This is a genomic window from Halobacteriovorax sp. CON-3, from assembly GCF_043196995.1.
Classification (GTDB): domain Bacteria; phylum Bdellovibrionota; class Bacteriovoracia; order Bacteriovoracales; family Bacteriovoracaceae; genus Halobacteriovorax_A.
In genome coordinates, this window is sequence record NZ_JBEBNA010000003.1 from 52,152 (window position 1) to 77,563 (window position 25,412).

The following is a 25,412-nucleotide window of genomic DNA, read 5'->3' on the forward strand; positions in this document are numbered from 1 at the left end:
TCTAGTCTTCCTTTGGCCCTGTCACTGTTCTAAACACATAATCCCATAGCGGTGAACTTACACCGTACTTCGCTTTTTCGTGTCTAAAGTGGTGTTGAAGGTGAAACTTTTTTAAATAGCGTCCAACTCTTCCAGTCATTTTAAAATGATGAGTCGCATAGTGAATATAGTCATAGCAAAGATAGCCTACCGTGAAGAAGGCCATAAATCCTGGCATGTAAAAAGCAGGGATAAATAGTGAAAAGAATAACCAAATCAAGGCCATAATAAGAATGGCCGGCACAGGAGGCATAACAAGCCTTGTCGGGTCATTTGGGTCATCGTGATGAAGTCCATGAAATAGGAAGACAAATCGCTCAGTAAGAGGACCAATCGGCCTTAAATGGAAAACAAAGCGGTGTAGAAGGTACTCTGTAAGTGTCCAGATGATGAGACCACTCACTGCACATAGAAGCATCTGTAGATGAGTATAACCAAGTTCAAAATATGAACGATAAATTAGAAAGCCTATAAATGGTGCCCATAAAACCAAAGGAACAATTGGATGGACATGGGTAAATGACTCAAGAATAGGGTTTTTAAATATTCTAATTGATTCGTATTTTTTCACTTCTTCTACCTAATTAAATATCACATATTTCTACCAAAACTTTTCGAAAAAGTCAGCACAGGCCAGCATTTGAGCATCTAAATTTCGTTTCACTTCTTCATCAAAATATGAAATCAAAAGTAACAAATTTTTGTGATGTCAGAAAACAGAAAAACATATTTTATAGAGTGTGTAAATACCCTATAGCAGGGGCATAAGAATAATGGACTAAGTTAATCTCTAGTGCGAGTTACTGTAAGAAAAAATCTCTTGTGGTTTCTGTAAAATCGAATAAACTTATTAATAAGCAGAGACAAAAAATTAAAGACACTTCGGCGTTTCGGGAAAGGACTTTTTAGGAACGTCGTTTTTTTTACCACAAATCACTTCATTTTATCTTTCAATTACATTTTTAACTAGTTCTAATCTCTTCGATATAAGGCTTCCACTGCCCCATCCACTGATTCATTGACGCATTAACTAATGAGTTACTCTCGGGATGTACAATAACACTGCAATAAGTAAGACTTAACGTATCCTGGTGCTTTCCTGCATCAATAGAAGGGATATTATTCCAAGTACCAGTATTAAAATAGTAGCGTCCTTCTGGAAAACGTCTCCACTCCTGAAGATGAGTGTGTCCCATAACAACGGTATGAATCGAGCTATCACGATCTAATATTCGCCTGGCCATACGCTCATAACGTGGATAGATCGTGATCTGTTGGAGAATTTTGATATTGGTTTTAAAATTTGAATTTTGACGTGTGTAATAATTTGAATGAGTCTTGATGACGTAATTAATACAAGTCATAAAGAGTCGCCAAAAAAACCTCGTGTCATTAAAAAGACACCACTTCACATATGAAGACATAGGCCTAACCTTATCAATATAAGGACGCTCTTTTTTAAGCTTTGGTAGGACATTGATGCAAAACAGAGACCCCCACGGAAAGTTAAGAATCTCTTTTCCTCCAGGTCCACGAATGAATTGCTTGGCCTTTGGAACAGTGTTGACCGCCTCAAAACGATGGCCGTGTTCCACATGAAGACCGTTTTCTAAGAAGGTTTCAGTAAAGAAAATATTATCACCACAAATTTTAGAAAACTTCTCTTGTGCACCTTTAAAAAGCATTCCTACATCGTGATTACCAACAACATAGACGACACGTTTATGAGGTGCCCTTAGAAACTTTTTAAGTCCGGCAAAGAAGCGAGGGTGCCCTTTTGCAATGTCTTCAATTTGTTTGATTGTCATTGCTTCATCAACAACATGAGTAAAGACACCATCTGAATCAATTTGAATGAGATTTAGAATATCCCCATTCATAATGATTGTGACGGGTTTTGAATAATATTCATTCGTTGAGAAGTAGTCACAGAATTCATAGAAACGATTATCTTCGAAGAAATCTTCTAAGATATTAAATTCACCGTTTTGCAGGTAACTACCTTTGCCTAAATGGAGATCAGATAAGATTAGATACTTCATATTTATGAGTCTGCTACACAGACTTTGCCACGTCCAGACTTTTTTGCTTCATACATCATTCTATCGGCCATTCCGATGATTTCATTACGTCCAGAAGCGTTAGTTGGGTAATTGGCAACACCAATTGAGACACTCAGCTGGACATCTTCATCCTCGTGAGTATTGATTTCTAAATCAGCTTCAATCTTATAGACAGTCGACTTAACTCGGTTAAGGATTCGTTGACCAATCATCTTAGCGTCTTCCAGTGAAGAGTATGGAGCAAGGACAACAAATTCATCTCCCCCATAACGATAACAAAGATCATCCTCTCTCACTGTTGCGCGAATAGTCTCAGCAACCTGTTGAAGTAAACTTGTTCCAATTAAGTGGCCATGGCCGTCGTTGATACTTTTAAAATAATCAATATCAATGAAGATTAAAGAGAATGAGCGCTCTAATGCTTCAAACTCTCTAATAGCAGCGTCAATATCACTTTTAAACTTTCTTTGATTATATAGGCCTGTGACATCATCAACATGTGCTAAGGCCTGAAGGCGCTGTAGCTCTTTGACTTGTAAAAGGCTTCTAAATTTCGATTGAATATAATTTTCTATTTGCTTAAATATATCTGTCGAATACTCTCCATTGAGTACTAGGTATAAGCTTTGGCTACCATTAAAGCCGACTTCCACAAAGCGGTACTTATCACCTTCGATATCAACGTGAAGCTTCTGCGTTTTTAAGGCCCCCATAAGTTCTTGATAGACCTTACTTGGATACTCTTCAATAACTTTATTATTGTAGAAGTCACGAATAATGGGATTTGCCGAATCATTATCAAGTGTTGCAAAAACAAGTGGCGTTTTTGAATCAAACTCTGTCTTAATAAAGTCACGAAAGGACTTCAAAACGATATTGAAATTATGTTCTTCAACATTTTGACAGATAAAATCTAAAAGTGCTTTATATTGTTTTTCCAGCATATTAATTATTAATCATCCAATCCTAAATCATCATCTAATTCTAATGTATCAGCAACTACATTCAAAGATCCCCTTAAGTTTGTAATAAGGCGTTCAAGTTTTTGCTGTGCTAACATTCTTTCTTTCTTTGCTTGTCTCTCGTTGATTGCAACATTTTCCATATTAAACTCAAGAGTATCTATTTTACGCTTAAGCTCCAAGATCTTTTCATCTCTTGCTTTAATCTTATTATCACTGTCAATGGCCATTAGCTCTAATTGACTTTCCAGTTCCTGTTCACGTGCTCTAATGCTTGTATGGTCAATCTTTAGGCGCGTGCCAAACTCGGCCATTTCTTCCTTCATGGCCTTATTCTTCGCCTCACTTAACTCGAGGCCATGCTTATACTTATCAAGCTGAGACTTAGTCTCCTCTACTTCGATAGCATGTCGTTTTTTAGCAATTGATAGCTCAATATTTTTTTCATCAACTTCAGTTCTTAAGTTAAGTGATTCTCTTTTTAGGAGTTCAACCATGGTCTTAAGTTCGTTTAACTCAGACAGAAGATTGATTCGATCTTCTTTCAACTCAGTAACAGTAACTCTTAGGTCAAGAAGCTGGTCTTCACTCAGGGAGCTTAAAATATGCCCTGGATGAAAATTAATATTTGCACTGGCATAGGCTTGAGTTGTCCCATGCTCAGAAGAAGTAAAGTCTTGTGCAATTTCTGCTGCCGGTGTCTCCACTGCTTCATAGTCATTCATATCAAAATTAGAAGTTACTTCTGTTGGTGATACTGCCGTCACAGTTAATGTTTCTTCTGATGAAACTGCTGGCGTCTCATGGTGTTCTTGGTTTGTCTCAACCATGCCATCAAGTTGTGCCATCGTGTCTTCAGCTTCAAGAGGAGCTTGCATCACTGGAGTTTCAACTTCGTCTGTCATATCCTCCGCTTCAATAGCATCAAGAGACATATCAAGGTCTGCGTCTAAGTCATCATCGACGTCGTCGAGGTCACCTAAATCATCATCGACATCCCCGAAATCCCCTAGGTCATCAAGATCACCTAAGTCCCCAAGCTCACCATCAAGATCGTCATCTAGGTCATCACCTAATGACATCTCCATTTCGCTTAGTTCGTCATCCAGATTATCCAGATTATCCAGATTATCTAACTCGCCTAGGCTCACCTCGAAGTCGTCCTCAGAAGCATGTGCTTCAATTTCTTCGGCCTCTTCAACATCTTCTACTTGGGCCTCAGGTGCTTCCTCAACTTTATCTTCAACAATAATTGGATTGTTATCAAGGTCGAGATCATCCTCACGAACAGCATCAATTGATGCATTAGGAATGGTATCCCCTTCCTGAGTAAGATTGATCTTAATACTTGATGAAAAGTCCATATCGAGATCATTTGGAGAATCTGCATTGGCAGGGGCATTTTCAATAATATCCCCTTCAGCACAAAGATCAATGGCACTTACATCATCAAAGTTAAGCTCAATACCTTCGTCCAGTGGGGAACTGGCCTCATTGTTTAGCTGAGAAAAGTCAATATTTGTGTCAACAAGCGTTAAAGAAGTTTTCTCCTGTGCGTCACTGTTTGCCTCAGTATCGCTTCCAAGAACTTCATCAACTGCATTTTGAATTTTCTCACTTTCAGCGAGTAACTCTTCTTGTTGCTTCTTTTCTGCTGACATATTTTTCCCCATCGCGGCCATGCAAAACGTATGAAATTTATTTAAATATGGCCTTTTCTTAAATCCTTACCCTCTACTTTTCGCCTTTTTTTGAAAAAAGTTAAGTATTTACGACTCGTAAAGTTATTTTGTCGAAAGTTATTTTGCTTTTTGGGGGATAAATACTTGAGTAGTGGTAAAAAAATGTTCTACAATATTAGGTAGTTATCAAATATAAAGGCTTTTCATGATTAAAAAACTATTATTTTTATCGACTATTATTACATCGACTATTTTTTCTATGAGTAGTGTCGCTCAGGAATTCTATCCATCAAATCTGCTTTTATTAAATGATTACTTCGCTCACCATGTGATCGTTGCAGAGAAATCAACTCACACTCTCTACCTATATGAAAATAACGATGGCCTACCACGATTAATTAAAACTTATCAAATGGCCACAGGTCAGAAGGTTGGAAATAAATCATTCCAAGGAGACCGCAGAACTCCAGAAGGTGTTTACTTCTTTAATCAATTTATCGACCACAAGGATCTCATTAAAAGACATGGAGAGCTTGGTGCGCAATATGGAGTTGGAGCATTTGTTCTTAACTACCCTAACCCAATTGACAAGGCCCAAGGAAAAACAGGTGGCGGAATCTGGCTTCACTCAACAGATAACGAGCCAAGAATTGATAAAGGCCTTGATTCAAAAGGATGTCTAGTTGCTCACAATATCAACCTCATTGATATTTCAAAGTTTATTGAAATTAATAAGACCAATATTGTTGTTGTTCACAACCTAAAATTCTTTAACAAAGAAACATGGTTAAAAGAGAAGAATGAAGTTCTTGATACTGTTAATGGTTGGCTAACAGCTTGGTCAACAGAGAATATCAAAGACTACTTAAATTTCTATTCACGCACAGACTTTGTTGACCCAACACGTGGAAGCTATAATTCGTTTGCTCAATATAAAAGGGCCGTATTTGCAAACCCAGGGACACCGTCAATTCAACTAAAGGACCTTACTGTCCTAAAAGCTGATGACTATGTTGTCGTAACGTTTAAGCAAGACTACACTAGTAATACAATTAATGACATTGGAAAGAAAACACTCTATTTAAAACGTGATGCTTACTACAAATGGAAAATTGTAGCAGAGAGATGGCAGCGTATTCCAATGGATATTACAAACGAGAGGGAGCACTTAAGTTTCGAACCATCACAGAGGTTCTTTACTTCGCAAGACCCAAAACAAATTTTCACATTGAATCTCACTTTAACGAGACCATATAGCGAAAATTAAAAGGGAACGGGATGTCCACACCATCAAGTAGTTCAAAGGCAAAGAATAATTTGTCTTTCATTCTTTATGAAAATAATAAAGTACCAAGATACTTACAGCTTTCTCCACGTGAGTATAAAGCAATTCTTTATGTACCAGTTGTCCTAACAGTCTTTTCGATTTTTGCCCTAGCTGGCTCTTACTTTTATACGAAGAATATCGAAAAACTTATTAAGGCCAAAGAACCTCTTATTATCAAAAATTTAAGAGACGAGAACTCGACTCTGGCACAAAAGAATACAGAACTAACAACTCTTAATCTTGATCTAACGAATCGCCTTGCTAATGAGACGATCAGTGCAGTTAGTGCCAGTTCACTTAATATTATTGCTCCTGTTAAGGGACAGAAAGACCTTACGAGTCCGGCCAGTATTAATATCGAAGATCTAAAGGTCACGAAGAAAGATGATAAGGCCGAGCTAAACTTTAATATTATCAATATTACAAAAGATAATAATAAGGTTTCAGGTTATATTCATATCTTCTTATTTGATGGAAATAACTACTTTCACTATCCTGAAGGTGGAGACTCAATTAGAAACTTCTCTCTTAACTACACAAAGGGTGAATCATTTGCGACATCACGCTTTCGTCCAGTAACAGCTAAATTTGATATGCCAAAGAACAAAACTGTTATGTTTAAAATTCTAATCTTTAACCGTCTTGGTGATATTGTTCATCAACAACTTTTCAGAGAAGAGATTAAGTAAGGGCCAATTATGGATTTAAGAGATCAAAATTTTACATTTGTTGGTATTGGCTCAGTGATCAAAGGAGATATCGTTCTAGCAGGACCTTCACATATTTGCTCTACAATCGAAGGCGATATTCAAATTGATAAGAAACATCAACTCACAATTGAACCACAAGGAAATGTTAAAGGGCGTATTCGCTGTGGTGACTTAAATATCTACGGTGTTGTTTGTGGTGATATTACTGCACAAGGAAAGGTTAAGGTCTTCCCTACAGGAACAGTTAAAGGTCAAATTGTTGCTAAGAATATTAATATTGCTCCAGGAGCAAAGGTTAATATGCAAGGGCATACACTAGAGTCATAATTTTTTCTGAGTTCTTAGCGAATTAAGCGATCAAGAATTCCGCGTTGAAATTTAAAGACAATCCCTAATGAGATTAGATTCTCATGGCCATCACCATTTTCCTGATAAGTATAACTTGAGTGAAAATGAGTTGTTCTTCCAATGTGAAAGAAGTCATAACCCACACCTACTCTTAGGCCCCCTAGGGTTGTTTCTTTCTTAAGTCCGTATGTATTTGCGGCACCTGCAAAAATATTTTCGTCAGAATTTCCTTCAATATAATCGTTAAAAGAAGTTAAGGCGTAGCCTATTCTTATGGCCAGTCTTTGAGTTGGATAGATATGGAACTCAACACCGTAGATAGCAAGTGACTGAACGGCCACACGATCGACTCCTCCGTGCCTAATGTCACCTTTTAAATTAACACTAGTGTAGAAGGCCTCAATACCTGTAATACGATTTCTTACTCCATAGGAGAAGTTGTAGCCGATACCACTCGTTGCCGTATCATATTGGTCCATTTTATCGTTGGTTCCAATACCAAAGACTCCATCGATTTTCAGGTAGGAGAATTCGGCCTTGGCAGCTTGGCCAAGGAAGCACAGAAGAAGTAAAGTGAATAGTTTTAAATATTTAGCTAAGCTCAATTAACCACCTCTAACCTATTGTAACAAAAAGAAAATAAAATTTCCTGAAACAAGATAGGCGGAAGTTTTTTCTCAATCTAATCTATTTAAGGCCACAACTAACTTTATTTTAGGCCTGGCCCGATTCTTTAGGCATGAGAAAGTTAAAAATAAGACAGCTAATATTTTTTATCACCTTAATCCTTGGCCTTAATTCTTGTAAGGAAGTCGAGTCAGTCATCAAAGCAGAGCCTCTGCCGGCACCTAGTGGGAATTATCTTGAGCCAGGAGATATCATAGTTATGAATTATACGGCCGACTCAATTGTTCAGCTTGATAGTAATGGAGTCTTTAAGAGAACAATCTATCAGGCTACTGGTAATAGTGTTCTACTTTTGGCCCTAGGTTGGTCAAGCGAGAATAATCAGCTTCTTTTTACAACTGATGGTAATGACCGAGTTCTAGGAGTAAATGCCTATACCGGAAAGGTTTCTGACGTGATTGTTCACTCTGGCCTAAACGGAGCTCTTAGAGGTGTGACAGAATTAGCAAATGGAAATATCGCCGTTCTTGAATCTAATAATCTGGAGCTATTTACGCCTTTGGGAGATGGACATCAAAGAGAGACCTCAGGTTTTCCTATTACAAATATTATTAATACTGGACAAGGTATGGCACCACTAGCTGATGGTGGATTTCTAATAAGCTCTCGTGGCTCTGATCAGATTAGGACTTATGATGAAGATGGTGTTCAACAAAATAGTGTGGGAAGTCCTGCTGGTGCAAATGATGGCTACTTTGCTATCGAGTTAGATAATGGAGATATTGTTGGAATTTGGAGTGGAACTACCGACCAAGTTGTCGAATATGACAGTACTCTAAGCGCAACAGGAGCGAGTTATAGCAATACGACATACCTTGCAAATCCAAGAGGTGTTGCACAACTGCATAGTGGAAATATTATTGTTTCTGATTATTCATATAATCACTTAGTGGAAATTGATATTAGTGATTATTCTTTGGTAAGGACAATTGGGCAAGGCCTTTCCGGCCCTACCCATGTTCTGGTTGTCCCAGAGTATTGATTAGAGAAAATTCTTATAAGAATACGTTTTAATCTTTCCGATCTTGCTTAAGGCCTTTTTCATGGACTTATCGCCAAGAACAACGATTTGTACCTTATCATATGGGAAGGCCGCATAAACAGTCTTTGCAACATCCTCTTGTGAAATCTTATCAACAGACTCTGTGTACTCAAGGAATCTTTTGATATCAACTTGAGAGTTATCAAGACTTACAAGCTGTCTCATAAAGCTTGATGGCTTTTGAAATTGAAAGGCAAATCCACCCTTAACGGCCTTTCTAACCTTTTCAATTTCTTCCATTGAGATATTTGTGGCCTCAGAGTTGTCTTTTAAAATCTTCACGACTTCTTGAACCATCTGCCCTACTGTTTCTTCCTTTGTAAAAGTTGAAAGTATCGAGCGTCCGTAATCTTTTTGCATACCAGCTGTTGCCCACGCTGAATATGTTAGACCTCTTTTAGTTCTTAATTCTTTAACAAGAATCGATGTGAATCCACCACCTAAGTATTGAGACATAAATTCAAGATTTTCAAAACCAGGGTCCTGTTTCTTTGCAATATAAACCCCTGCTCTCACCTGTGCTTGGTTTGCCTTAGGGACTTCAACAAAGTGAATAAGAGGTTTTTCAGGGTTAAATTTCTTTATCTCTTTAACCTCAGTGTCCAATCTTCTAATGAAGCTTGCCTTAGCATTGAAGCCACATTCGTCAGTAATGATATTTTTTACTTTAAGAAGTGAGCGAGGTCCTGTGATATAAACTTTCTTCTTCACATCATCTCTAAAATACTTCAGGCGACTTTGAAGGTAGCTTCTCTTAATACGCTTAATATCATGAAGCCTACCTCTTACATCTGAAACATATGGAGTTCCTTTTAAACTAATTGAACGAAACGCCGTTGAAGCAAGTTCACCATGATTTGAAACAAGATTTTGTCTTTGTGCAATAAGAGATTTCTTTGCCTTAGATAATTCTTGATTTGGATAAACAGCATCTCTAAAGATATGACAAATTTTCTTTGTCGTTGGAATCACATCTTTTGCAAGTCCACTATAAGTATAGCTTGAGAATTCATGTGTTACATTTGAAGAAGTTGAAACACCATAGAATTCTAAGTTGTCCGCAATTTCATTTAAGCTAAAACGATTTGTCCCACTCTCCAGTAGATCAAACATCATCTTAGTTACACCTTTAGTGCGTCCATCTTTAATGGCACCGTCAGCAAAGAAGATCGTGACATTATAAGTTGGAAACTTATCATCTTGAATATAAGTGACATCAATATTATCCCACTTAAATTTTTCAATTTTATCGACAAGTTCATTGGCACCAACACTTACGAATGTGGATGCAATGATTAATGATTTTAAAATTTTATTCATAGCTACTAATCCTTTCATTCTAGTTACGATCCCAAATTGATAAGAAAACATAATCGTTACCAGAAATGTAACGATGACAAACATCACGTACCTGATCAACAGTCATTTCACTATAACTCTTTAGTTGTTTTTTATATTCTTTATAGTCACCATTGAAGAACTCTGATGAACCTAGAAAACTTGCTAAACCATCATTTGTTGAAATTGCTTCGTAGTATTGCTTTAGAAGCATATTCTTAGTTTTTTGAACTGCACGTGGTGTGATTGCTTTAGAACAAGACTGCTTAAGTGATCTTAGTAGTCTACGACGAGTATCCTTGATCCCTTTCTTTGGAAGAAGCTCTCCTCCAATGACGAAGATCCCACCATTTTTAAGGCCATAATTATACGAGTAAACCTTTGATAGTCTTGGTGACTTTGAAACAACATAATTCTTAACAAGGTAAGAGCTTGTTCCAGTTCCTAAAATATCAGATAAGAAGTCCAGAGCGTATGAGTCTTCATGAGTAACTGATACAGCAGGAAAAGCTAGTCTAAACATTGGGTTCTTAGATTGTCCCTTAAGGCTTCTCACATAAGGAAGTTTTGCCTGTCTCTTGTATCTTCCAGCATCATCAAGTTTTGCCTTCTTAGCGACAAGATTCTTATTCATTGGAATTTTTCCAATTGTCTCTTTAACCTTAGAAAGTGTTGAAGAAGGATTGATATCTCCAACAATAACCATGATGGCATTATTTGGAGCATAGAAGTCATGGTAGAACTCAAGCATTTGCTTGCGATCTAAATCCTTAACGTCCTTTGCGTCCCCTATTACAGATCCTCCATAAGGAGTTCCTTTAAACATTGCTTTCATCATCGCAAGATGAATCTTTCCACTTGGCCTATTTTCATAGCGCATCTTTCTTTCTTCAAGAACAACTTGTCTTTCTTTTTCAAAAGGTACTTCTTCAAGCATGAGATTTGCCATTCTTTCAGCTTCAAGCTCAATCATTTTCTCAACTGTTGGAGCTGCAATATTCTCGTAGTAGACCGTGTTATCAAATGTTGTGTAGGCATTTGAATTCCCACCATATGTTTCAATATAGTCAGAGAAATACTCTGCTGGGAAATTCTTCGTCTTCTTAAACATCATGTGCTCAAGAAAGTGAGTTGCTCCAGTCGTGCCCTTTCTTTCGTAACGGCCACCAACATCATAGAAAGTGTAAATTGAGGCAATCGGTAACTTCGAGTCGCGAACAAGTAGTAAGCGCAGGCCATTATCTAAAGTGTGCTTTTGAACATCAATATTAAGCTCGAGTGACCCTAGATCAGTGTCGCCAGAATGCTTAGCTTCATTAGTTGATGAACATGATGAGTTTAGAATAAGAGCTGCAGTAATAAAGGCAAATAAATTAATTGCTTTAAACATCAAATCTCCAATAAAAGTTAATATAAATAGCTTAAAAACTTATGATTTTCTTGGCAATATAAAGTTATGAATTTATTAGTTACGTTCCTAGGAACCGGAACAAGTACAGGTATTCCAATGTTAGGCTGCAGCTGTCCAGTTTGCACGAGCTCTAATAAACACAATAAACGTATGCGAACATCATTTTTAATCCAACATGATGATACCACAATTCTCTTTGATACGGGGCCAGATCTTCGCACGCAATTATTGCGCGAGGGAGTTAAGGACGTTAGTGCGGTGATTATTTCACATGCCCATGCAGACCACTTGAACGGCATCGACGATATAAGGACATTCACATTTAAGCACCCTATCAACCTCTACACTGATCAAAATAGTGCCGATATTATCAATATAAGATTTGGTTATATTTTTGGAAATAACCCTGGCCACATTGGCTCAAGTCCGAGGCTTTTACTCAATGAAATTGAACCGAATACAGTAAGTAAGATTTGTGATTTAGATTGTGAATTCATAAACCTCCCACATGGAAATGGCATAACACTTGGCCTCATTATTGGAAAGCTGGCCATTATTTCAGACTGTCATGAGATTCCACAGGCCGAGATCGATAAACTGCGTTCATATGAATTAGACTCCCTAATCATTGACTGTGTGCGACACAAGCCACACCCTGCCCATCTCTACGTGGAGCGAAGCTTTGAATACATCAGAAAAATAGGTGCTAAGCATAATTATCTTACTCATATGGGCCATGAACTGGATCACGACAGCTTGCAAAAAGAGTGTGACCATCACTTTCCAGATGGAAGTGTCAAAGTTGCCTATGACGGGTTAAAATTCGAGGTTTAATATATTGTAATAGCAAATGAAAACAATTATATTTGCCTCATAAATTTTATGAGTATTTTAACGCCTTCAATTCAATGGAGTTTTTATGATTATTGGTGTTCCTAAGGAAATTAAAAATAACGAAAATCGCGTAGGTCTAGTTCCAGGTGGTGTAAGACAACTTATCCACGATGGTCACGAAGTTTACGTAGAAACTAATGCTGGTGTTGGAATTGGAATTTCTGACGAAGCATATATTCAAGCTGGTGCAAAAATTCTTCCATCACTTGAAGAAGTATTTGAAAAATCAACAATGATCATCAAGGTTAAAGAGCCTCAAGCAAGAGAGATTGCTCTTTTAAAACCTCACCATATTCTTTACACATACCTTCACCTTGCGGCAGATGAGCCACAAACAAAAGGTCTTATGGAATCAGGATCAACTTGTATTGCATACGAAACGATCCAACCAGCAGATGGTTCACTTCCACTTCTAACTCCTATGTCAGAAGTTGCAGGAAGAATGGCAACTCAAATTGGTGCTGCTTACCTACAAATTGACCACGGTGGAAAAGGTGTTCTTCTAGGTGGTGTACCTGGTACAAGAAGAGCAAAAGTAACTGTTATCGGTTGTGGTGTTGCGGGAACTAACGCAATTAAGATGGCAATGGGTATGGGTGCAGATGTTACTGCTATCGATCTATCAACTAAGCGTCTTGCTGAACTTGATGATCTATTTGATAACAGAATCACGACTCTATTCTCTAATATCGATAATATTGAAAAAGCAGTACAAGAGTCAGACCTTGTTATTGGTGCAGTTCTTGTTCCTGGAGCAAAGGCACCGAAGCTTGTAACAAGAGAGATGATCTCTAAGATGGAAAAAGGTTCAGTAGTTGTTGATATTGCTGTTGACCAAGGTGGATGTATTGAGACTTGTAAGCCAACAACTCACCAGAATCCAACTTTCCTAGTTGATGGTGTAGTCCACTATTGTGTTGCAAATATGCCAGGTGCGGTAGCTCAAACTTCTACTTATGCACTGACAAACGTAACTCTTAAGTATGCTCGTATGATTGCTAAGTACGGTGTTGAAGAGTCTGCAATGATGGACGACGCATTCAAGAAAGGGATCAATATCTATAAAGGTAAGCTTGTGTACAAGCAAGTCGCTGAAGATCTAAACCTTGAGTACACTCCACTTAATCTAAACTAAGATTTAAAATATTGGCCCCGACCTGGGGCCATTTTCTTACCAAAAATCGTTTGGCCCCTAAATATCCACACTAAATAACTGTCATTTTTCTCAAAATATCTTACATTTTGAGGTTAATTTAAAATTTACCACCGTATTTTTTTCAATTTCACTTAAATCTCGATAAAAACTCTCAACTGTTATTTTTTAAGGGGGAGAAATGTCAAAAATTATAATCGGGCTTATGCTCGCATGTTACACACTCGCTGCGAATGCAAGCGATCATCAATTAAACTTCTCATTCAATGGTGGTGATAATGATGTACAAGTACTAGCTAAGGAAGTTGAAGTTACTAAGTACAAAGAAGAGCCATACGAAGGGACATGTTACCGCCAAATTCCATACCAAGACACAGAGTGTGGATACGAAACAGACTATCGTAGAGAATGTCGTTGGGAACCAAGTCGTCAAATTTGTGAAACAGATTACGATTACCAATGTCGTTATGAAACAAAATATCGTCGCGAATGTACAAGAGGGCCTTCAAGACAAGAATGTCGTACAGTTCCAGGTCAGAGAGTTTGCCGTACAGTAAATGGCAGACAAGAGTGTCGTCAACGTGATAGCCGTCGTGTTTGCGAGACAAAACCAGGACGCGAAATTTGTCGTTCAGTTCCATACCAAGATCGTGTTTGTCGTAATGTACCAGTTAGAAGATGTCACACTCGTCCAGGACGCAATGTATGTGACAATGTTCCTTACCAAAAATATGTATGTCGTGATGTAACAAAGTACCGTTCAGAGCCATACTCATGTACAAAGACTCGTACAGTTGCTTATAAAGAAATGGAAAATGTAACTCACAAAGTAAAAGTACAATACCTTGGTGCAATTGATAAAGCTGATGCAAACTTCACACTTGAATTTAGCAATGAACTTAAGAGCTTTGATACTCTTGTACAAAACTTAAATAAAGATGCGACTCAAATTAATTTCCAGGTATCAGACTTCACAAGAGCTTCTGACTACAATTATGAGTCAACACTTAAAGTAGAGTTCTTCGACCTTGATGAGGCCAAAGCACCGATTCTAGTAAATCCAGAAAATGTGAAAGTTGGGATCAAAGGTCAATTTGAATTAGAGCTTTCTAACTTCACAGAAGGAATGGAGCAACTAAGAGCAGAAATCGTTGTTTACGACAAAGAAAAGAAGAAGATTCACTTTAAGAAAACAATTGATCTTCTAAATTTCAATAAGTCTCTACTTGATAATGGAAATATTCTATTCAAAGAAGAGTTAAAGAAGCATGGGTTTGAAAAGATTAAGAAATTTCCTCTCGGCCCATTTGAAAAGGCACGTGAGCTTAAGGTTACACTTACATTCTTTCCACTAGTATCAAAAGTACCTGGGCAAGAACTAAAGTCAGTAACACACACATTAAATACAAAAGCTAAGTTTTAATAAATTGGCCCTTATTTAAAATAAGGGCCTTCTTCAATATTAGGGAATTGATGAAGGCCACTTATAATAAAGAACCCTCTACTACCACGTAGAGGGTTCTTCTATTATTTTCTCCTCACAATAATCTAGTAAAAAGAAGTTATATTTAATCAAATTGTCGCGAGGCGTTGTTTACGAGGCTTAAAATGCTACGTATCATTTTGATTAAACAAAATTTAATTTAATTTATTTTAAGTAAGGGAGAGAAGAATGCTTAAAAGCTTAATGGCCATATTAATGATGGCCACACTTGTTGTCTCATGTTCAGGAAAAGGCGGCGCCAATAAATCAACTTTTGTTTATTGTTCAGAGGGCTCTCCTTCTGGCTTTAACCCACAGTTTTTAACAGATGGCCCATCACATAATGCTGCAGTCTACCCTCTTTATAATCGTCTTGTTAAATTTGAAACTGGATCGACAAATATCATCCCCTCAATTGCAGAGAGCTGGACGATTTCTGATGACCAGCTAACTTATACTTTCAATATTCGTAAAGATATAAAATTTCACACAACAAAAGAATTCAAGCCAACTCGTAATCTAGATGCGAGCGATATCGTTTGGTCATTTAATCGCATGTTCAAGAAAGATCACCCATACCACAAAGTAAGTGGAGGAATCTATGAGTATTGGGATGGAATGGGAATGAGTAATATCATCAAGAGTATTGAGCAAACAGATAAGCATCAACTCCAAATTTCATTACACCATCCAGAAGCTCCCCTACTTGCAAATTTTGCCATGGCCTTCACGAGTATTTTATCTCGTGAATACGGTGAAAAGATGTTAGCGGCCAAAACTCCTGAAGTTGTGGATCGTAAACCTGTTGGAACAGGGCCATTTATCTTTAAGTCTTACCAGAAGGATACAATGATCCGCTATGTGGCAAATGAAGAATACTTTAATGGTGTTCCAAAAATTAAGCGTATGGTTTTTTCAATCACACCTGATGCCTCAGTTCGAACGCAAAAACTTGTGGCCGGAGAATGTCACCTAGCTACTCAACCAGCACCAACTGATATTGCTGCACTTGATGCCAATAAAGACATTACTGTTCTTTCAGGCCCAGGGCTAAATGTTGGTTATCTTGCTCTAAATACACAAAAGAAGCCGTTTGATAATATTCATGTAAGACGTGCCATTAATTATGCACTTAATCGCAAGACATATATTGAGCCAATTTATCTTGGTTATGCAACAGTTGCAAAGAACCCAATGCCACCGACGATTTGGGGATATAATGGCGACGTCAAAGATTATGACTTCAATATTGAGATGGCCAAAGAAGAATTAAAGAAAGCAGGACTTCCTGATGGCTTTAGCACAACTCTTTGGACACTACCTGTTTCACGCCCATATAACCCAAATGGAAAGAAGATGGGTGAACTTATGCAAGAAGACCTTGCTAAGATTGGTATCAAAGTAGAGCTAGTTACTTACGACTGGCCAACTTACCTAAAGAAGGCCCATGCAGGCGAACATGCGATGCTACAGATGGGTTGGACTGGTGATAATGGAGACCCTGATAACTTTCTCTATATGCTTCTAAGTTGTGAAGGTGCGAAGGCAGGATCAAATTATGCGAACTGGTGTAATAAAGATTATGACCGCGAAGTTATTGCGGCCAAGCGCCTAAGTGATAAGAAAGAGAGAGCGGCCCACTATATGAAGGCCCAAGAAGTATTCAAAAAAGAAGTTCCTTGGATCACTTTATTCCACTCAACTGTACACCGTGCAATGAGAAGTAACGTGAAAGGATATAAGATTCACCCTCTAGGAAACGATATCTTCGATAAAGTTTCACTCGAGTAACTAAAAGTAATATGAAAAATTTTTTAAAGAAACGCTTTTTACAGCTAATCCCAACACTCATTGGGATTAGTTTATTTTCCTTTATCGTTGTTCGCTTAGTCCCCGGTGACCCAGTTCTACTTTTATTAGGTGAACGTGGGGCAGATCCAAAAGTCTATGCGGCCATGCAAAAAACCTTAGGACTAGATCGGCCAATCCTAGAGCAATACTTCATTTATATGAAGAATATTTTCACTGGTGATTTTGGAATCTCAATTGTCACCAAACAAACAGTTATTAATGAATTCTTCTCACGTTTTCCTGCCACCTTAGAGCTTGGAATTTGTGCCATGATCTTTGCCATCTTAATAGGAATACCGGCCGGAGTTTATGCGGCCTTAAAGCGTAACTCCTTTATGGACTACCTCCTGATGGGAACTTCACTTGTTGGTTATTCAATGCCAATTTTTTGGTGGGGATTAATTCTTATCATTATCTTTTCAGTTAATATGGGAATCACACCAGTATCCGGAAGAATGGATGTTCTCTTTGATGTCCCAAGAGTGACAGGCCTGATGTTAATCGACACACTAAATCCAGAAGTAATTTCCTTTGATGGATTTGCGCCTTTTACCTCCGCGCTAAAACACCTCATACTTCCGACCATTGCTATGGGGACAATTCCTCTTGCCGTTATTTCTCGTATGACGAGATCAAGTGTTCTTGAAGTATTAAAGGCACCTTATATCCAAACGGCCAAGGCCAAGGGGCAAAGCTATCAAAAGATTGTTTGGAAGCATGCTGTACGTAATGCCCTTATTCCAATTGTAACAGTAATTGGCCTTCTTTTTGGGAGTATCATCACTGGGGCGATCCTAACGGAGACAATCTTTTCTTGGCCAGGGATTGGACGCTGGCTTGTGGCAAGTATTCACGCCCGCGACTATCCAGTCATCCAAGGAGGAATTCTCTTTATTGCTCTGATGGTTATTTTCATCAATATGTGTGTGGATATTATCTACTCAATTGTTAATCCAAAAATTTCAGGTTCTAAATAATGGAAGCGCAAAACACTCAAAACTCAAATGTAACAAATATTCAAATTCTCAAAGAATTTATTGATCACTTCAGCGATAATAAAGGAGCGGTCTTTGGTCTCGCACTTGTTCTAGGCTTTATTATTATCGCACTTCTAGCACCTCTAATTGCACCACATGGAGCAAGTGAAATCTTTCCAGGTCAATTGCGCCTGCCACCCTTTTGGGCAGAAGGTGGGTCATTCCAGTTCATCTTAGGAACAGATGACCTAGGACGAGATGTTCTTAGCCGTCTAATCTATGGTGCTCAAATCTCCCTCTTTGTTGGAATCTCAATTGTTCTGATCTCAACATTAGTTGGCACAATGCTTGGCCTTATTGCAGGATACTTTGGTGGCAAAACGGATGCAGTCATTATGAGATTCATTGATATCCTTATGGCTTATCCAAGTATCTTACTTGCCATCATTGTCGTTTCAGTTATTGGGCCAGGACTTATGAATGCAGTCTTTGCAGTTGCTCTTGTAAGTATTCCTTCATTTACACGCCTTATTCGTGCAAATGTTTTGGAGATTAAAAATCTTCAGTATGTGCAAGCTGCGAAAACATTTGGAGCCTCTCCTATTCGCATCATGCTCAAAGAGATTTTACCAAATTGTATGGCGACATTAATTGTTCAAGTAACACTTGGCCTATCTGAAGGGATTCTCTCTACTGCGGCCCTAGGCTTCCTAGGACTTGGTGTCCAGGCCCCTACCCCAGAATGGGGAATTATGCTAAGTGATGCAAGGCCTTATATTCAAAGTGCTCCTTGGCTTGTGACACTACCTGGTCTTTGTATTCTAGCAGTTGTTCTAGGTCTTAATCTTTTTGGAGACGGACTAAGAGACGCCCTCGACCCTAAACTTAAACGATAAAGAAATAATATATGAGCTTATTAAAAGTAAAAAATCTAAATATACAATTTAAAACCAAAAAAGGACTCATTCATGCTGTCCGTAATGTTTCATTTGAAGTTGAAGCAAGTGAGACACTAGGAATTGTTGGTGAATCAGGCTGTGGAAAGAGTATCACGAATATGGCCATCATGGGTCTTCTTGATGATAACGCCATTGTAACAGCTGATGAGTTAAGCTTTAACGGAGTTGATCTGCAAAAGCTTAACGAGAAATCATGGCAACAAATTCGCGGTGGTGACATCAGTATGATTTTCCAAGATGCCATGAGTAGTCTAAACCCATGCTATACGGTTGAGAATCAAATTGAAGAAGTTCTACTGATTCACGAACCAAAGCTTTCAAAACAAGAACGAAAAGATCGTGTTGAAAGACTACTCATCCAAGTTGGAATTCCTGCACCAAAAGAGCGTATGAAGGCCTACCCACATGAGCTTTCTGGAGGAATGGCCCAAAGAGTAATGATTGCCATGGCCATCGCCTCAAGCCCAAAGCTTTTAATTGCGGATGAGCCAACGACGGCCCTTGATGTTACTGTTCAACAACAAATCCTCGAACTCTTAGATGAGATTCAAAAAGAAACTGGTATGGCCGTTATCTTTATCTCCCACGACCTTGCAGTTGTTAAAGACTTCACACAAAATTTACAGGTAATGTATGCAGGAGAAGTAATTGAAAGAGGCCCTACAATGGCCGTGATCAACTCTCCTCGCCATCCTTATACATCAGGGCTTTTAAAATCAATTCCATCATTTACAAATGATATCAACGCTCCTCTTTACTCAATTAAAGGAATGGTTCCAGACTTAGGAGACCGCCCAACTGGTTGCCAATTTAGAAAGCGATGTGAGTATGCGACAGAACAATGTGAAACATTACCAAAGCTTGTGATCCACGGTGATCGTTCTCTTCGTTGTATTCACCCATTAAATTAAGAATTAGGTATAAAATATGATCAATACGATTACAGTAAATAATTTAAAGAAGCACTATCCAGTTGGAGATAAATTCGTCAAGGCCATTGATGGACTTAGCTTCACACTACAAGAAAGAACGACACTTGGAATTGTTGGAGAATCAGGTTGTGGTAAATCAACTCTTGCAAAATGTCTCATGGCCCTTGAACAGTTAACGGATGGGAGTATTACAATTGGTGGAAAAGATTTTTCAACCCTTTCATCAAAAGAATTATACAAGTCCATCCAAATGGTTTTTCAAAATCCTCTTGAATCACTTAATCCAAGAAAGAAGGCCTGGGAGATTATTGCAGACCCACTCCTTATTAATGAAAAGGTAACGAAGAAAGAAGCTTTTGAGCGCGCCTGTGAACTAATGGAAACGGTAGGCCTTCGTCGAGCTCATGCTCACAAGTACCCTCATATGTTTAGTGGAGGACAGCGCCAAAGAATTGGAATAGCCAGAGCACTTATCTTAAAACCAAAAGTTTTAATTCTTGATGAGCCAGTATCGGCACTTGATGTTTCAGTTCAGGCACAAGTTCTAAATCTCTTAAAAGATCTTCAAGAGGAGTTTAACCTCACTTATATTTTTATTTCACATGATCTTTCAGTTGTTCGTTATATCGCAAATAAGGTTCTTGTCATGTACCTTGGAAAAGTTTGTGAGTATGGAAAGAGTGACGTTATTTTTAATACTCCTCAGCACCCATACACGAAAACACTTTTAAAATCAGCTCATGCTGTTGAAAACGAAGTGATTAAGACATTCCCTCCACTTAAGAATGTGGAACTTCCCTCACCTCTTGATCCACCGACCGGCTGTAACTTCCATACTCGCTGCCCTCTTGCAGTAGAGCATTGTAAGAGCAAAATTCCAGAGTGTCGTCACATCGACAGTAGAGATGTCTTCTGCCACGAAGTTATTGAAAAATAGATATGTTATGCCCTCCACATGTAGGCCTTTGGAGGGCCTTCTTTGTAATTCTTTCAACTTATTTTTATTTACTCTCAAAAATTGATATAAGCCTTCAAACAAAAATTTTGAAGGAGAGATCAGATGAAGAAAATCATCGCAAAAGTACTAATTATTGCAACAATATGCTCAACAGCTGCAGCATCATCTTGCTCTGAGCAATATCAAGCAGATATCACTGCATATAATAATAACAAGCTAATCAAATCACTTAGAAAGAATACGTCGGCCTACCATGCGGTAACAGCAATAGGTCTATACATGGTTGGTGTTCCTGCATTTCCTGCATACTTTGCCCTTCCAATAGTAGGACTGGCCCTAACATCACAACAGAAAAAGCTTAAAGGTTATGTTCAGTTCTTTAATAGTGCGGAATCTCAACAAGAGCAAGCAGCACAATTGCAAACAAAGCTTGCAAAGAAAGGTGTTGAAGTATCAACAGAAGAAATTATTAATGAGCTGATGATGCTTAATGAGACTGGTGCTCTTTGTGATGGATCTATTTTCTACACAATGACTGGTGGACATCGTAACGATAATAGAAAGCGTAAGGCGGTAAAGGCCCCTTCACAAAATCAAGTTGTTAAATACCTAAAGAAAGCTCTTTAAGAAAAAGGATAAGTATATGAAAGCAATTATTTTACTAGCACTAACATCTTCTGTATTTGCAAATTTCTGTGCCAATGAGACACTCTTTGACCCAAGCTGGCCAGAGAACAAAATTTCAAATGTAATTAAGTGTAATCGCGTGAAAGCAAAGTCGTACGTTCTTGAAGAGAATATGCTCCTTGGTGAAGTCGCTTGTTTTGGAATTATAAAGAATCAATACTCAGACTATAAGAATACAACTTATAAAGTGTCTTTTTGGAATACTGAAAAGAATTATGAGGGACTAAGTATTATCCCAACAATTCTTGAAAACGGTAGAATGTTTGAGAAAGCGAAGGTTTTAGTAAGTGACAATGGCGAGACACACCTCTCTTTCAGAGATCCTAGTCGTGGTTACACAACAGAAGTTGACTTCAATCTTGATAACCCTTCTTCAATGAAGGCCCATGTCTTTAAAAAGAAATTCTTTTCAAAGAAGTCACTGGAAACAGCCGAATACGAATGTCAGTTTGAATAATAAGCAAAAAAAAGCCTCGCAATGCGAGGCTTTTTTTATATGTAAATTTGAAAGATCAAATTACTTAATTTCTTTGTGAAGTGTATGCTTTCTTAAGAAAGGATTGTACTTCTTAACTTCAAGTCTCTCTGGGTGAGTCTTTTTGTTTTTAGTCGTTGTGTAACGAGATGGAGTTTGTCCATTCTTTCTCGCTTCTGTACACTCAAGTGTAATGATAACTCTTGGCCCCTTTGCCATAACTGCCTCCTAAAATATATAAAACCTTAAAATTGTTTTCTCTAATTGATACAAATTACAATTCGTAGGTTAGAAACTTACTAGAAATACATTGTCATGGCAAGGGCCAACTGCTAAAAATACAGCATGGAAACACAAAATCTTGTAAATCTAAAGAACTGGAACTTTGCTCACTTCAATAGCGAGCACTTTAAGTCATTCATTGGCATGACTGGAGATGTCCAGGAAGTAGATGGGCAAATAAAAGAGCTCATCCTCTATTCAGTTACTGTTGTTGACGGTGAAGATATGGAAGTATTCCAACGAGATTTCAGCTCTTTAAAGAGCGCTATTGACTTTATCAATGAAAAATATGGACATTGGCAATTCAATGATCCTACCGATAAGTCTGGCGGAGGCTGTGGTTCTTGTAGCGCTCACTAGGAAGTACTGGAAGCACTACATTAGATCTTGACAAATGGTCCTATATGGGCGAAATTGCTCAAATCTCTAATTAATACTAAATCAGCATTGTACCAAGCAATGCAAAAGATAACGAGGTTTAAAATGAAAAAAGGTATTCACCCAGAGTACAGAGAAGTTCTTTTCCATGACATCTCTGCAGACACTAAATTTGTAGTAAAATCAACAATCAAAGCTGATTCAGAAGAAGAGTTTGATGGGAAAACTTACCCATACGTAAAGCTTGATATCTCAAGTCTTTCTCACCCATTCTATACTGGGAAAACTAAAGTTCTTGATACTGAAGGTCGTATTGACAAGTTCAGAAAGAAATTTGGTACTTCTTACGCTTCACTTGGGAAGAAAAAGTAATTATCGAATTAAATTTTTCGAATATAAAAGAAGCCTCGCATTGCGAGGCTTTTTTTTTAGATACCTGTACAGTGTGAGTAGTACGTATCAAATGAAATATTTGTATCGTAACCGTATGGAGTATTCCAACTTGAACCGTTATAGACTCTAACTCCTGTATAAGACAAATACCCAGGAGAAGTAATAGACATCGAAAAGTCACCTCCTGCAGTATCAACAACAAGATAGTAAGTTTTCCCAACTTGAAAAGGAACAGGGGAAGAAAAGTAAAGGTCATGCTCTGTTGCAGGATCAGCACTCCCCAGCCCACTAGTTAAAGTTGCACTTCCTACTAAGACGCCATCATCAGGGGTGTGCAAGTGTGCTTCTTCAAGGTCTCTATATACACTTACTGTAATTGAAGTTAAATTCTCGGAAGACATAAAAAGCCTGATTCGGTCCATATAAATAGTTGCACCAATAATTCCATTCATCCATAGCTCTTGCGCGACTCGCTGGCCAGATGTTAAATCCACAGAATAACCTGGCCCCGAAATATCTTCACTTGAAGGACAGTGGCCAAAAACAGAATCTAAATCATCCTCAGACACACAACTAGTCATAGTAGCTAGCATAAAAAGTAACATGATAATTTTCTTCAAGGCCCTCTCTCCTTTGTCTTAGTTAATCACTCAAATACTATTCGGCGTGACTAAATAAAAAGATGAGAAGAAAAATTCATAACATACTGATATTACTAAACATATCTAAGTGGAGATAATATAAAATTGAGTGATTGCGTAACAAAGCTTAAGGAATCATCTACAAAAAAACTTTGGTTACACTTATGGTTAAAAATTTATTCCATGTTAAAATTTAAAAATATAAAGACAGGACTTCTATGCGTAAGATTTTATTTCTCTCATTTTTTCTACTATCAAATTCGGCATTGGCAAACCTTGATAATAAGATCAATTATATCGCCGACATTCTTATCAAAGAACAATACTTAATCAACGACTCAAAAGAGCGTGCGGATTTTGTTAAGAGACAATTGATAGAAAAGTCTGCAAAGAGTTTAGATAATAAGAAACTCGAAAAAATTATTGATGACAATACAAGCTTCGTTGATATCAAAGAAGAAATCAAAAAGCGTATAAAGGCCAATTACACTGAAGAAGAAGTAAATCGACTTATGGCCATTCTCGAAACAAAAGAGATGAGAAAACTAGCTAAAGATGTTCTCTCTAAAGTTTTAACGATGCCACACTTCAAAATGGATAAAGAAAAAATTATCTACGAAGTCAAAGAGTTAAAAAGTAAATAGTGGGGTAGCCTAGCTAAGTGTCGCCCCCCTATTCAATCCCTTCAACGACAATACTCTTAACTCGTACCGTAGAGTTTTCGAGTTCCTTATCGATTGTATAGCGCACACTAATTCCTGAAGAGATCTCTTCTAGTTGTTTGACAACTTTCTTTTTAAAAAGCTTCTTAGGAACTTCAAGAGTAACGGACTTATTATTTTCATCACAAACATCCCAAAGGAATGCATGTTTAACATTCTTTTTAAGACGAATGATTCTAGCTTGTCCGGCCTTGTCTTCAACATGCTCAAGAGCATAGAAGTGAATTGTTGCAGGCATGACCTTACGGTCTAATTTAGCAACTTGTGAGAGAGACTCAAGTTCGAAGTCTAGGGATGTTTTTATCGACTGGTGGCACCAGTCATCGATTCCTTCAAGAGGACAAGTTCCCTGTCCCATGCAAGGATATTGAATTTTATAATCAATAAGAAGAAGTTTCTTTCGAAGAGCTAACAGGTCCTTAAAAACATCCTTTGTTCCTGGTTCAATACAGATAATGAACTTAGGATTATAACGTTTAATGATTTTAAAGGCCGCAGGCATTCCCATCTCATTAATCGAGTTTCCAAAGATAAGAGTTCGTGGGGCATCATCAACATTTGGAAGAGTCTGTGAAAAACTAATTTTAGAGTTTTGAAAGTACTCATCGTTTAGCTTATTGGCCTGGTCAATCATAAGCTTCGATTCATCAACTCCCGTAAATGAGAGAGCTTCTGAAAATAACTCACTGGCCGCAAAGGCATATGTTCCAGGCCCAGTTCCAATATCCAAGATATGAGTTTTAGATATTTCTGCCTTCATTTGCTCACTTAAGTGCTCAACTAAGAATTCAAGTTTTAGAGCGTTTGTAGGAAAGTAAAATGATGTATAAGCGCTGATTAAATCTTCATCAGAGTAATTATTCTTAAGCTTAGTGCGCTCACTTGTAAATTGAGTTGATTGTGTCCCAATAAGTTTTGCAAGCTGTTGCTTATTAAGATTTGGATTTAAAAGACTCTTTAAAATTTTATCGTATTCAAACATTCCTACTTCCTATAAAAAAGGCCCAAGAAGTCCTTG

Annotated in this window: 27 protein-coding genes; 17 read left to right on the top strand and 10 right to left on the bottom strand. The window is 37.8% G+C overall.

Features of this window, described 5'->3' with window-relative positions; all coding sequences use genetic code 11:
* Position 1: 1 nt before the first annotated feature.
* The 4 genes from ABMA72_RS15050 to ABMA72_RS15065 form a co-directional block, all read right to left on the bottom strand.
* On the bottom strand, positions 2-610 hold the full coding sequence (locus ABMA72_RS15050) for a sterol desaturase family protein (RefSeq protein WP_392860154.1): 609 nt from the start codon (positions 608-610) through the stop codon (positions 2-4).
* A gap of 391 nt (positions 611-1,001) precedes the next feature.
* On the bottom strand, positions 1,002-2,081 hold the full coding sequence (locus ABMA72_RS15055) for a metallophosphoesterase (RefSeq protein ID WP_392860152.1): 1,080 nt from the start codon (positions 2,079-2,081) through the stop codon (positions 1,002-1,004).
* Positions 2,082-2,083: 2 nt separating this feature from the next.
* Entirely contained in the window at positions 2,084-3,046 is a 963-nt protein-coding gene (locus ABMA72_RS15060; RefSeq protein WP_392860150.1) for a GGDEF domain-containing protein, read from the bottom strand.
* An 8-nt stretch (positions 3,047-3,054) separates the two neighbouring features.
* The gene (locus ABMA72_RS15065; RefSeq protein ID WP_393057756.1) at positions 3,055-4,725 is read right to left on the bottom strand and encodes a hypothetical protein; all 1,671 of its coding nucleotides are present in this window, start codon (positions 4,723-4,725) and stop codon (positions 3,055-3,057) included.
* 226 nt (positions 4,726-4,951) lie between these two features.
* On the opposite strand from ABMA72_RS15065, the gene ABMA72_RS15070 reads away from it, so the two are divergent.
* The 3 genes from ABMA72_RS15070 to ABMA72_RS15080 are packed head-to-tail and all read left to right on the top strand — an operon-like array spanning position 4,952 to position 7,110.
* A complete protein-coding gene (locus ABMA72_RS15070; protein ID WP_392860148.1) occupies positions 4,952-6,013 on the top strand; it encodes a L,D-transpeptidase family protein in 1,062 nt (353 codons plus the stop codon).
* Positions 6,014-6,024: 11 nt separating this feature from the next.
* On the top strand, positions 6,025-6,762 hold the full coding sequence (locus ABMA72_RS15075) for a hypothetical protein (protein ID WP_392860146.1): 738 nt from the start codon (positions 6,025-6,027) through the stop codon (positions 6,760-6,762).
* A gap of 9 nt (positions 6,763-6,771) precedes the next feature.
* A complete protein-coding gene (locus tag ABMA72_RS15080; RefSeq protein ID WP_393057757.1) occupies positions 6,772-7,110 on the top strand; it encodes a polymer-forming cytoskeletal protein in 339 nt (112 codons plus the stop codon).
* 14 nt (positions 7,111-7,124) lie between these two features.
* Here the strand turns inward: ABMA72_RS15080 and ABMA72_RS15085 are convergent, their stop codons facing one another.
* On the bottom strand, positions 7,125-7,736 hold the full coding sequence (locus tag ABMA72_RS15085; RefSeq protein WP_393057759.1) for a hypothetical protein: 612 nt from the start codon (positions 7,734-7,736) through the stop codon (positions 7,125-7,127).
* A gap of 134 nt (positions 7,737-7,870) precedes the next feature.
* On the opposite strand from ABMA72_RS15085, the gene ABMA72_RS15090 reads away from it, so the two are divergent.
* Positions 7,871-8,800 (top strand): hypothetical protein, encoded by a 930-nt coding sequence (locus ABMA72_RS15090; RefSeq protein ID WP_393057761.1) that lies wholly within the window; start codon positions 7,871-7,873, stop codon positions 8,798-8,800.
* Here ABMA72_RS15090 and ABMA72_RS15095 read toward each other — a convergent pair whose 3' ends face one another.
* Positions 8,801-10,180: a M16 family metallopeptidase gene (locus ABMA72_RS15095; protein ID WP_393057763.1), complete on the bottom strand. Its 1,380-nt coding sequence runs from the start codon at positions 10,178-10,180 to the stop codon at positions 8,801-8,803.
* A gap of 19 nt (positions 10,181-10,199) precedes the next feature.
* Positions 10,200-11,588 carry a M16 family metallopeptidase gene (locus ABMA72_RS15100; RefSeq protein ID WP_392860141.1) on the bottom strand — a complete coding sequence of 463 codons (1,389 nt, stop codon included), beginning with the start codon at positions 11,586-11,588 and terminating at the stop codon, positions 10,200-10,202.
* Positions 11,589-11,654: 66 nt separating this feature from the next.
* Between ABMA72_RS15100 and ABMA72_RS15105 the strand changes: the two genes are divergently transcribed.
* The 10 genes from ABMA72_RS15105 to ABMA72_RS15150 all read left to right on the top strand — a co-directional run bounded on the left by ABMA72_RS15105 (position 11,655) and on the right by ABMA72_RS15150 (position 21,960).
* Positions 11,655-12,443 (top strand): MBL fold metallo-hydrolase, encoded by a 789-nt coding sequence (locus tag ABMA72_RS15105; RefSeq protein WP_393057765.1) that lies wholly within the window; start codon positions 11,655-11,657, stop codon positions 12,441-12,443.
* An 85-nt stretch (positions 12,444-12,528) separates the two neighbouring features.
* On the top strand, positions 12,529-13,638 hold the full coding sequence (gene ald / locus ABMA72_RS15110; protein ID WP_392860138.1) for an alanine dehydrogenase: 1,110 nt from the start codon (positions 12,529-12,531) through the stop codon (positions 13,636-13,638).
* A 199-nt stretch (positions 13,639-13,837) separates the two neighbouring features.
* The gene (locus ABMA72_RS15115; protein WP_393057767.1) at positions 13,838-15,079 is read left to right on the top strand and encodes a hypothetical protein; all 1,242 of its coding nucleotides are present in this window, start codon (positions 13,838-13,840) and stop codon (positions 15,077-15,079) included.
* A 249-nt stretch (positions 15,080-15,328) separates the two neighbouring features.
* On the top strand, positions 15,329-16,930 hold the full coding sequence (locus ABMA72_RS15120; RefSeq protein ID WP_392860135.1) for an ABC transporter substrate-binding protein: 1,602 nt from the start codon (positions 15,329-15,331) through the stop codon (positions 16,928-16,930).
* An 11-nt stretch (positions 16,931-16,941) separates the two neighbouring features.
* Positions 16,942-17,967: an ABC transporter permease gene (locus tag ABMA72_RS15125; protein WP_393057769.1), complete on the top strand. Its 1,026-nt coding sequence runs from the start codon at positions 16,942-16,944 to the stop codon at positions 17,965-17,967.
* Positions 17,967-18,863 (top strand): ABC transporter permease, encoded by an 897-nt coding sequence (locus ABMA72_RS15130; protein WP_392860132.1) that lies wholly within the window; start codon positions 17,967-17,969, stop codon positions 18,861-18,863. Before ABMA72_RS15125 ends, ABMA72_RS15130 begins: the two co-directional genes overlap by 1 nt.
* 11 nt (positions 18,864-18,874) lie before the next feature.
* Complete coding sequence (locus ABMA72_RS15135) at positions 18,875-19,837, top strand: ABC transporter ATP-binding protein (RefSeq protein ID WP_392860131.1); 963 nt, start codon at positions 18,875-18,877, stop codon at positions 19,835-19,837.
* 16 nt (positions 19,838-19,853) lie between these two features.
* Positions 19,854-20,795, top strand: a complete 942-nt coding sequence (locus tag ABMA72_RS15140; protein ID WP_392860129.1) for an ABC transporter ATP-binding protein — start codon at positions 19,854-19,856, stop codon at positions 20,793-20,795.
* A 123-nt stretch (positions 20,796-20,918) separates the two neighbouring features.
* Entirely contained in the window at positions 20,919-21,443 is a 525-nt protein-coding gene (locus tag ABMA72_RS15145; RefSeq protein ID WP_393057771.1) for a hypothetical protein, read from the top strand.
* 16 nt (positions 21,444-21,459) lie between these two features.
* Positions 21,460-21,960: a hypothetical protein gene (locus ABMA72_RS15150; protein ID WP_392860126.1), complete on the top strand. Its 501-nt coding sequence runs from the start codon at positions 21,460-21,462 to the stop codon at positions 21,958-21,960.
* A 60-nt stretch (positions 21,961-22,020) separates the two neighbouring features.
* Here the strand turns inward: ABMA72_RS15150 and rpmG are convergent, their stop codons facing one another.
* The gene (rpmG, locus tag ABMA72_RS15155; RefSeq protein ID WP_021268365.1) at positions 22,021-22,197 is read right to left on the bottom strand and encodes a 50S ribosomal protein L33; all 177 of its coding nucleotides are present in this window, start codon (positions 22,195-22,197) and stop codon (positions 22,021-22,023) included.
* 126 nt (positions 22,198-22,323) lie between these two features.
* On the opposite strand from rpmG, the gene ABMA72_RS15160 reads away from it, so the two are divergent.
* Positions 22,324-22,620 (top strand): hypothetical protein, encoded by a 297-nt coding sequence (locus ABMA72_RS15160; RefSeq protein WP_392860124.1) that lies wholly within the window; start codon positions 22,324-22,326, stop codon positions 22,618-22,620.
* A 123-nt stretch (positions 22,621-22,743) separates the two neighbouring features.
* Entirely contained in the window at positions 22,744-23,010 is a 267-nt protein-coding gene (locus ABMA72_RS15165; RefSeq protein ID WP_392860122.1) for a type B 50S ribosomal protein L31, read from the top strand.
* 56 nt (positions 23,011-23,066) lie between these two features.
* Here the strand turns inward: ABMA72_RS15165 and ABMA72_RS15170 are convergent, their stop codons facing one another.
* A complete protein-coding gene (locus tag ABMA72_RS15170) occupies positions 23,067-23,651 on the bottom strand; it encodes a hypothetical protein (protein WP_392860121.1) in 585 nt (194 codons plus the stop codon).
* A gap of 239 nt (positions 23,652-23,890) precedes the next feature.
* Here ABMA72_RS15170 and ABMA72_RS15175 point away from each other — a divergent pair, with 239 nt between their 5' ends.
* Positions 23,891-24,316 (top strand): hypothetical protein, encoded by a 426-nt coding sequence (locus tag ABMA72_RS15175; RefSeq protein ID WP_392860119.1) that lies wholly within the window; start codon positions 23,891-23,893, stop codon positions 24,314-24,316.
* 28 nt (positions 24,317-24,344) lie between these two features.
* On the opposite strand, the gene ABMA72_RS15180 is transcribed toward ABMA72_RS15175, so the two are convergent.
* Positions 24,345-25,376, bottom strand: coding sequence for a small ribosomal subunit Rsm22 family protein (locus ABMA72_RS15180; RefSeq protein ID WP_393057773.1), 1,032 nt, complete (start codon positions 25,374-25,376; stop codon positions 24,345-24,347).
* Positions 25,377-25,412 lie beyond the last annotated feature (36 nt).

Bases quoted from the DNA above. Each gene is read 5' to 3' on its own strand.
- ABMA72_RS15055 (WP_392860152.1), bottom strand. From the start codon at position 2,081: ATGAAGTATCTAATCTTATCTGATCTCCATTTAGGCAAAGGTAGTTAC.
- ABMA72_RS15060 (WP_392860150.1), bottom strand. From the start codon at position 3,046: ATGCTGGAAAAACAATATAAAGCACTTTTAGATTTTATCTGTCAAAAT.
- ABMA72_RS15065 (WP_393057756.1), bottom strand. From the start codon at position 4,725: ATGTCAGCAGAAAAGAAGCAACAAGAAGAGTTACTCGCTGAAAGTGAG.
- ABMA72_RS15070 (WP_392860148.1), top strand. From the start codon at position 4,952: ATGATTAAAAAACTATTATTTTTATCGACTATTATTACATCGACTATT.
- ABMA72_RS15075 (WP_392860146.1), top strand. From the start codon at position 6,025: ATGTCCACACCATCAAGTAGTTCAAAGGCAAAGAATAATTTGTCTTTC.
- ABMA72_RS15080 (WP_393057757.1), top strand. From the start codon at position 6,772: ATGGATTTAAGAGATCAAAATTTTACATTTGTTGGTATTGGCTCAGTG.
- ABMA72_RS15090 (WP_393057761.1), top strand. From the start codon at position 7,871: ATGAGAAAGTTAAAAATAAGACAGCTAATATTTTTTATCACCTTAATC.
- ABMA72_RS15095 (WP_393057763.1), bottom strand. From the start codon at position 10,180: ATGAATAAAATTTTAAAATCATTAATCATTGCATCCACATTCGTAAGT.
- ABMA72_RS15100 (WP_392860141.1), bottom strand. From the start codon at position 11,588: ATGTTTAAAGCAATTAATTTATTTGCCTTTATTACTGCAGCTCTTATT.
- ABMA72_RS15105 (WP_393057765.1), top strand. From the start codon at position 11,655: ATGAATTTATTAGTTACGTTCCTAGGAACCGGAACAAGTACAGGTATT.
- ald (WP_392860138.1), top strand. From the start codon at position 12,529: ATGATTATTGGTGTTCCTAAGGAAATTAAAAATAACGAAAATCGCGTA.
- ABMA72_RS15115 (WP_393057767.1), top strand. From the start codon at position 13,838: ATGTCAAAAATTATAATCGGGCTTATGCTCGCATGTTACACACTCGCT.
- ABMA72_RS15120 (WP_392860135.1), top strand. From the start codon at position 15,329: ATGCTTAAAAGCTTAATGGCCATATTAATGATGGCCACACTTGTTGTC.
- ABMA72_RS15125 (WP_393057769.1), top strand. From the start codon at position 16,942: ATGAAAAATTTTTTAAAGAAACGCTTTTTACAGCTAATCCCAACACTC.
- ABMA72_RS15130 (WP_392860132.1), top strand. From the start codon at position 17,967: ATGGAAGCGCAAAACACTCAAAACTCAAATGTAACAAATATTCAAATT.
- ABMA72_RS15135 (WP_392860131.1), top strand. From the start codon at position 18,875: ATGAGCTTATTAAAAGTAAAAAATCTAAATATACAATTTAAAACCAAA.
- ABMA72_RS15140 (WP_392860129.1), top strand. From the start codon at position 19,854: ATGATCAATACGATTACAGTAAATAATTTAAAGAAGCACTATCCAGTT.
- ABMA72_RS15145 (WP_393057771.1), top strand. From the start codon at position 20,919: ATGAAGAAAATCATCGCAAAAGTACTAATTATTGCAACAATATGCTCA.
- ABMA72_RS15150 (WP_392860126.1), top strand. From the start codon at position 21,460: ATGAAAGCAATTATTTTACTAGCACTAACATCTTCTGTATTTGCAAAT.
- rpmG (WP_021268365.1), bottom strand. From the start codon at position 22,197: ATGGCAAAGGGGCCAAGAGTTATCATTACACTTGAGTGTACAGAAGCG.
- ABMA72_RS15160 (WP_392860124.1), top strand. From the start codon at position 22,324: ATGGAAACACAAAATCTTGTAAATCTAAAGAACTGGAACTTTGCTCAC.
- ABMA72_RS15165 (WP_392860122.1), top strand. From the start codon at position 22,744: ATGAAAAAAGGTATTCACCCAGAGTACAGAGAAGTTCTTTTCCATGAC.
- ABMA72_RS15175 (WP_392860119.1), top strand. From the start codon at position 23,891: ATGCGTAAGATTTTATTTCTCTCATTTTTTCTACTATCAAATTCGGCA.
- ABMA72_RS15180 (WP_393057773.1), bottom strand. From the start codon at position 25,376: ATGTTTGAATACGATAAAATTTTAAAGAGTCTTTTAAATCCAAATCTT.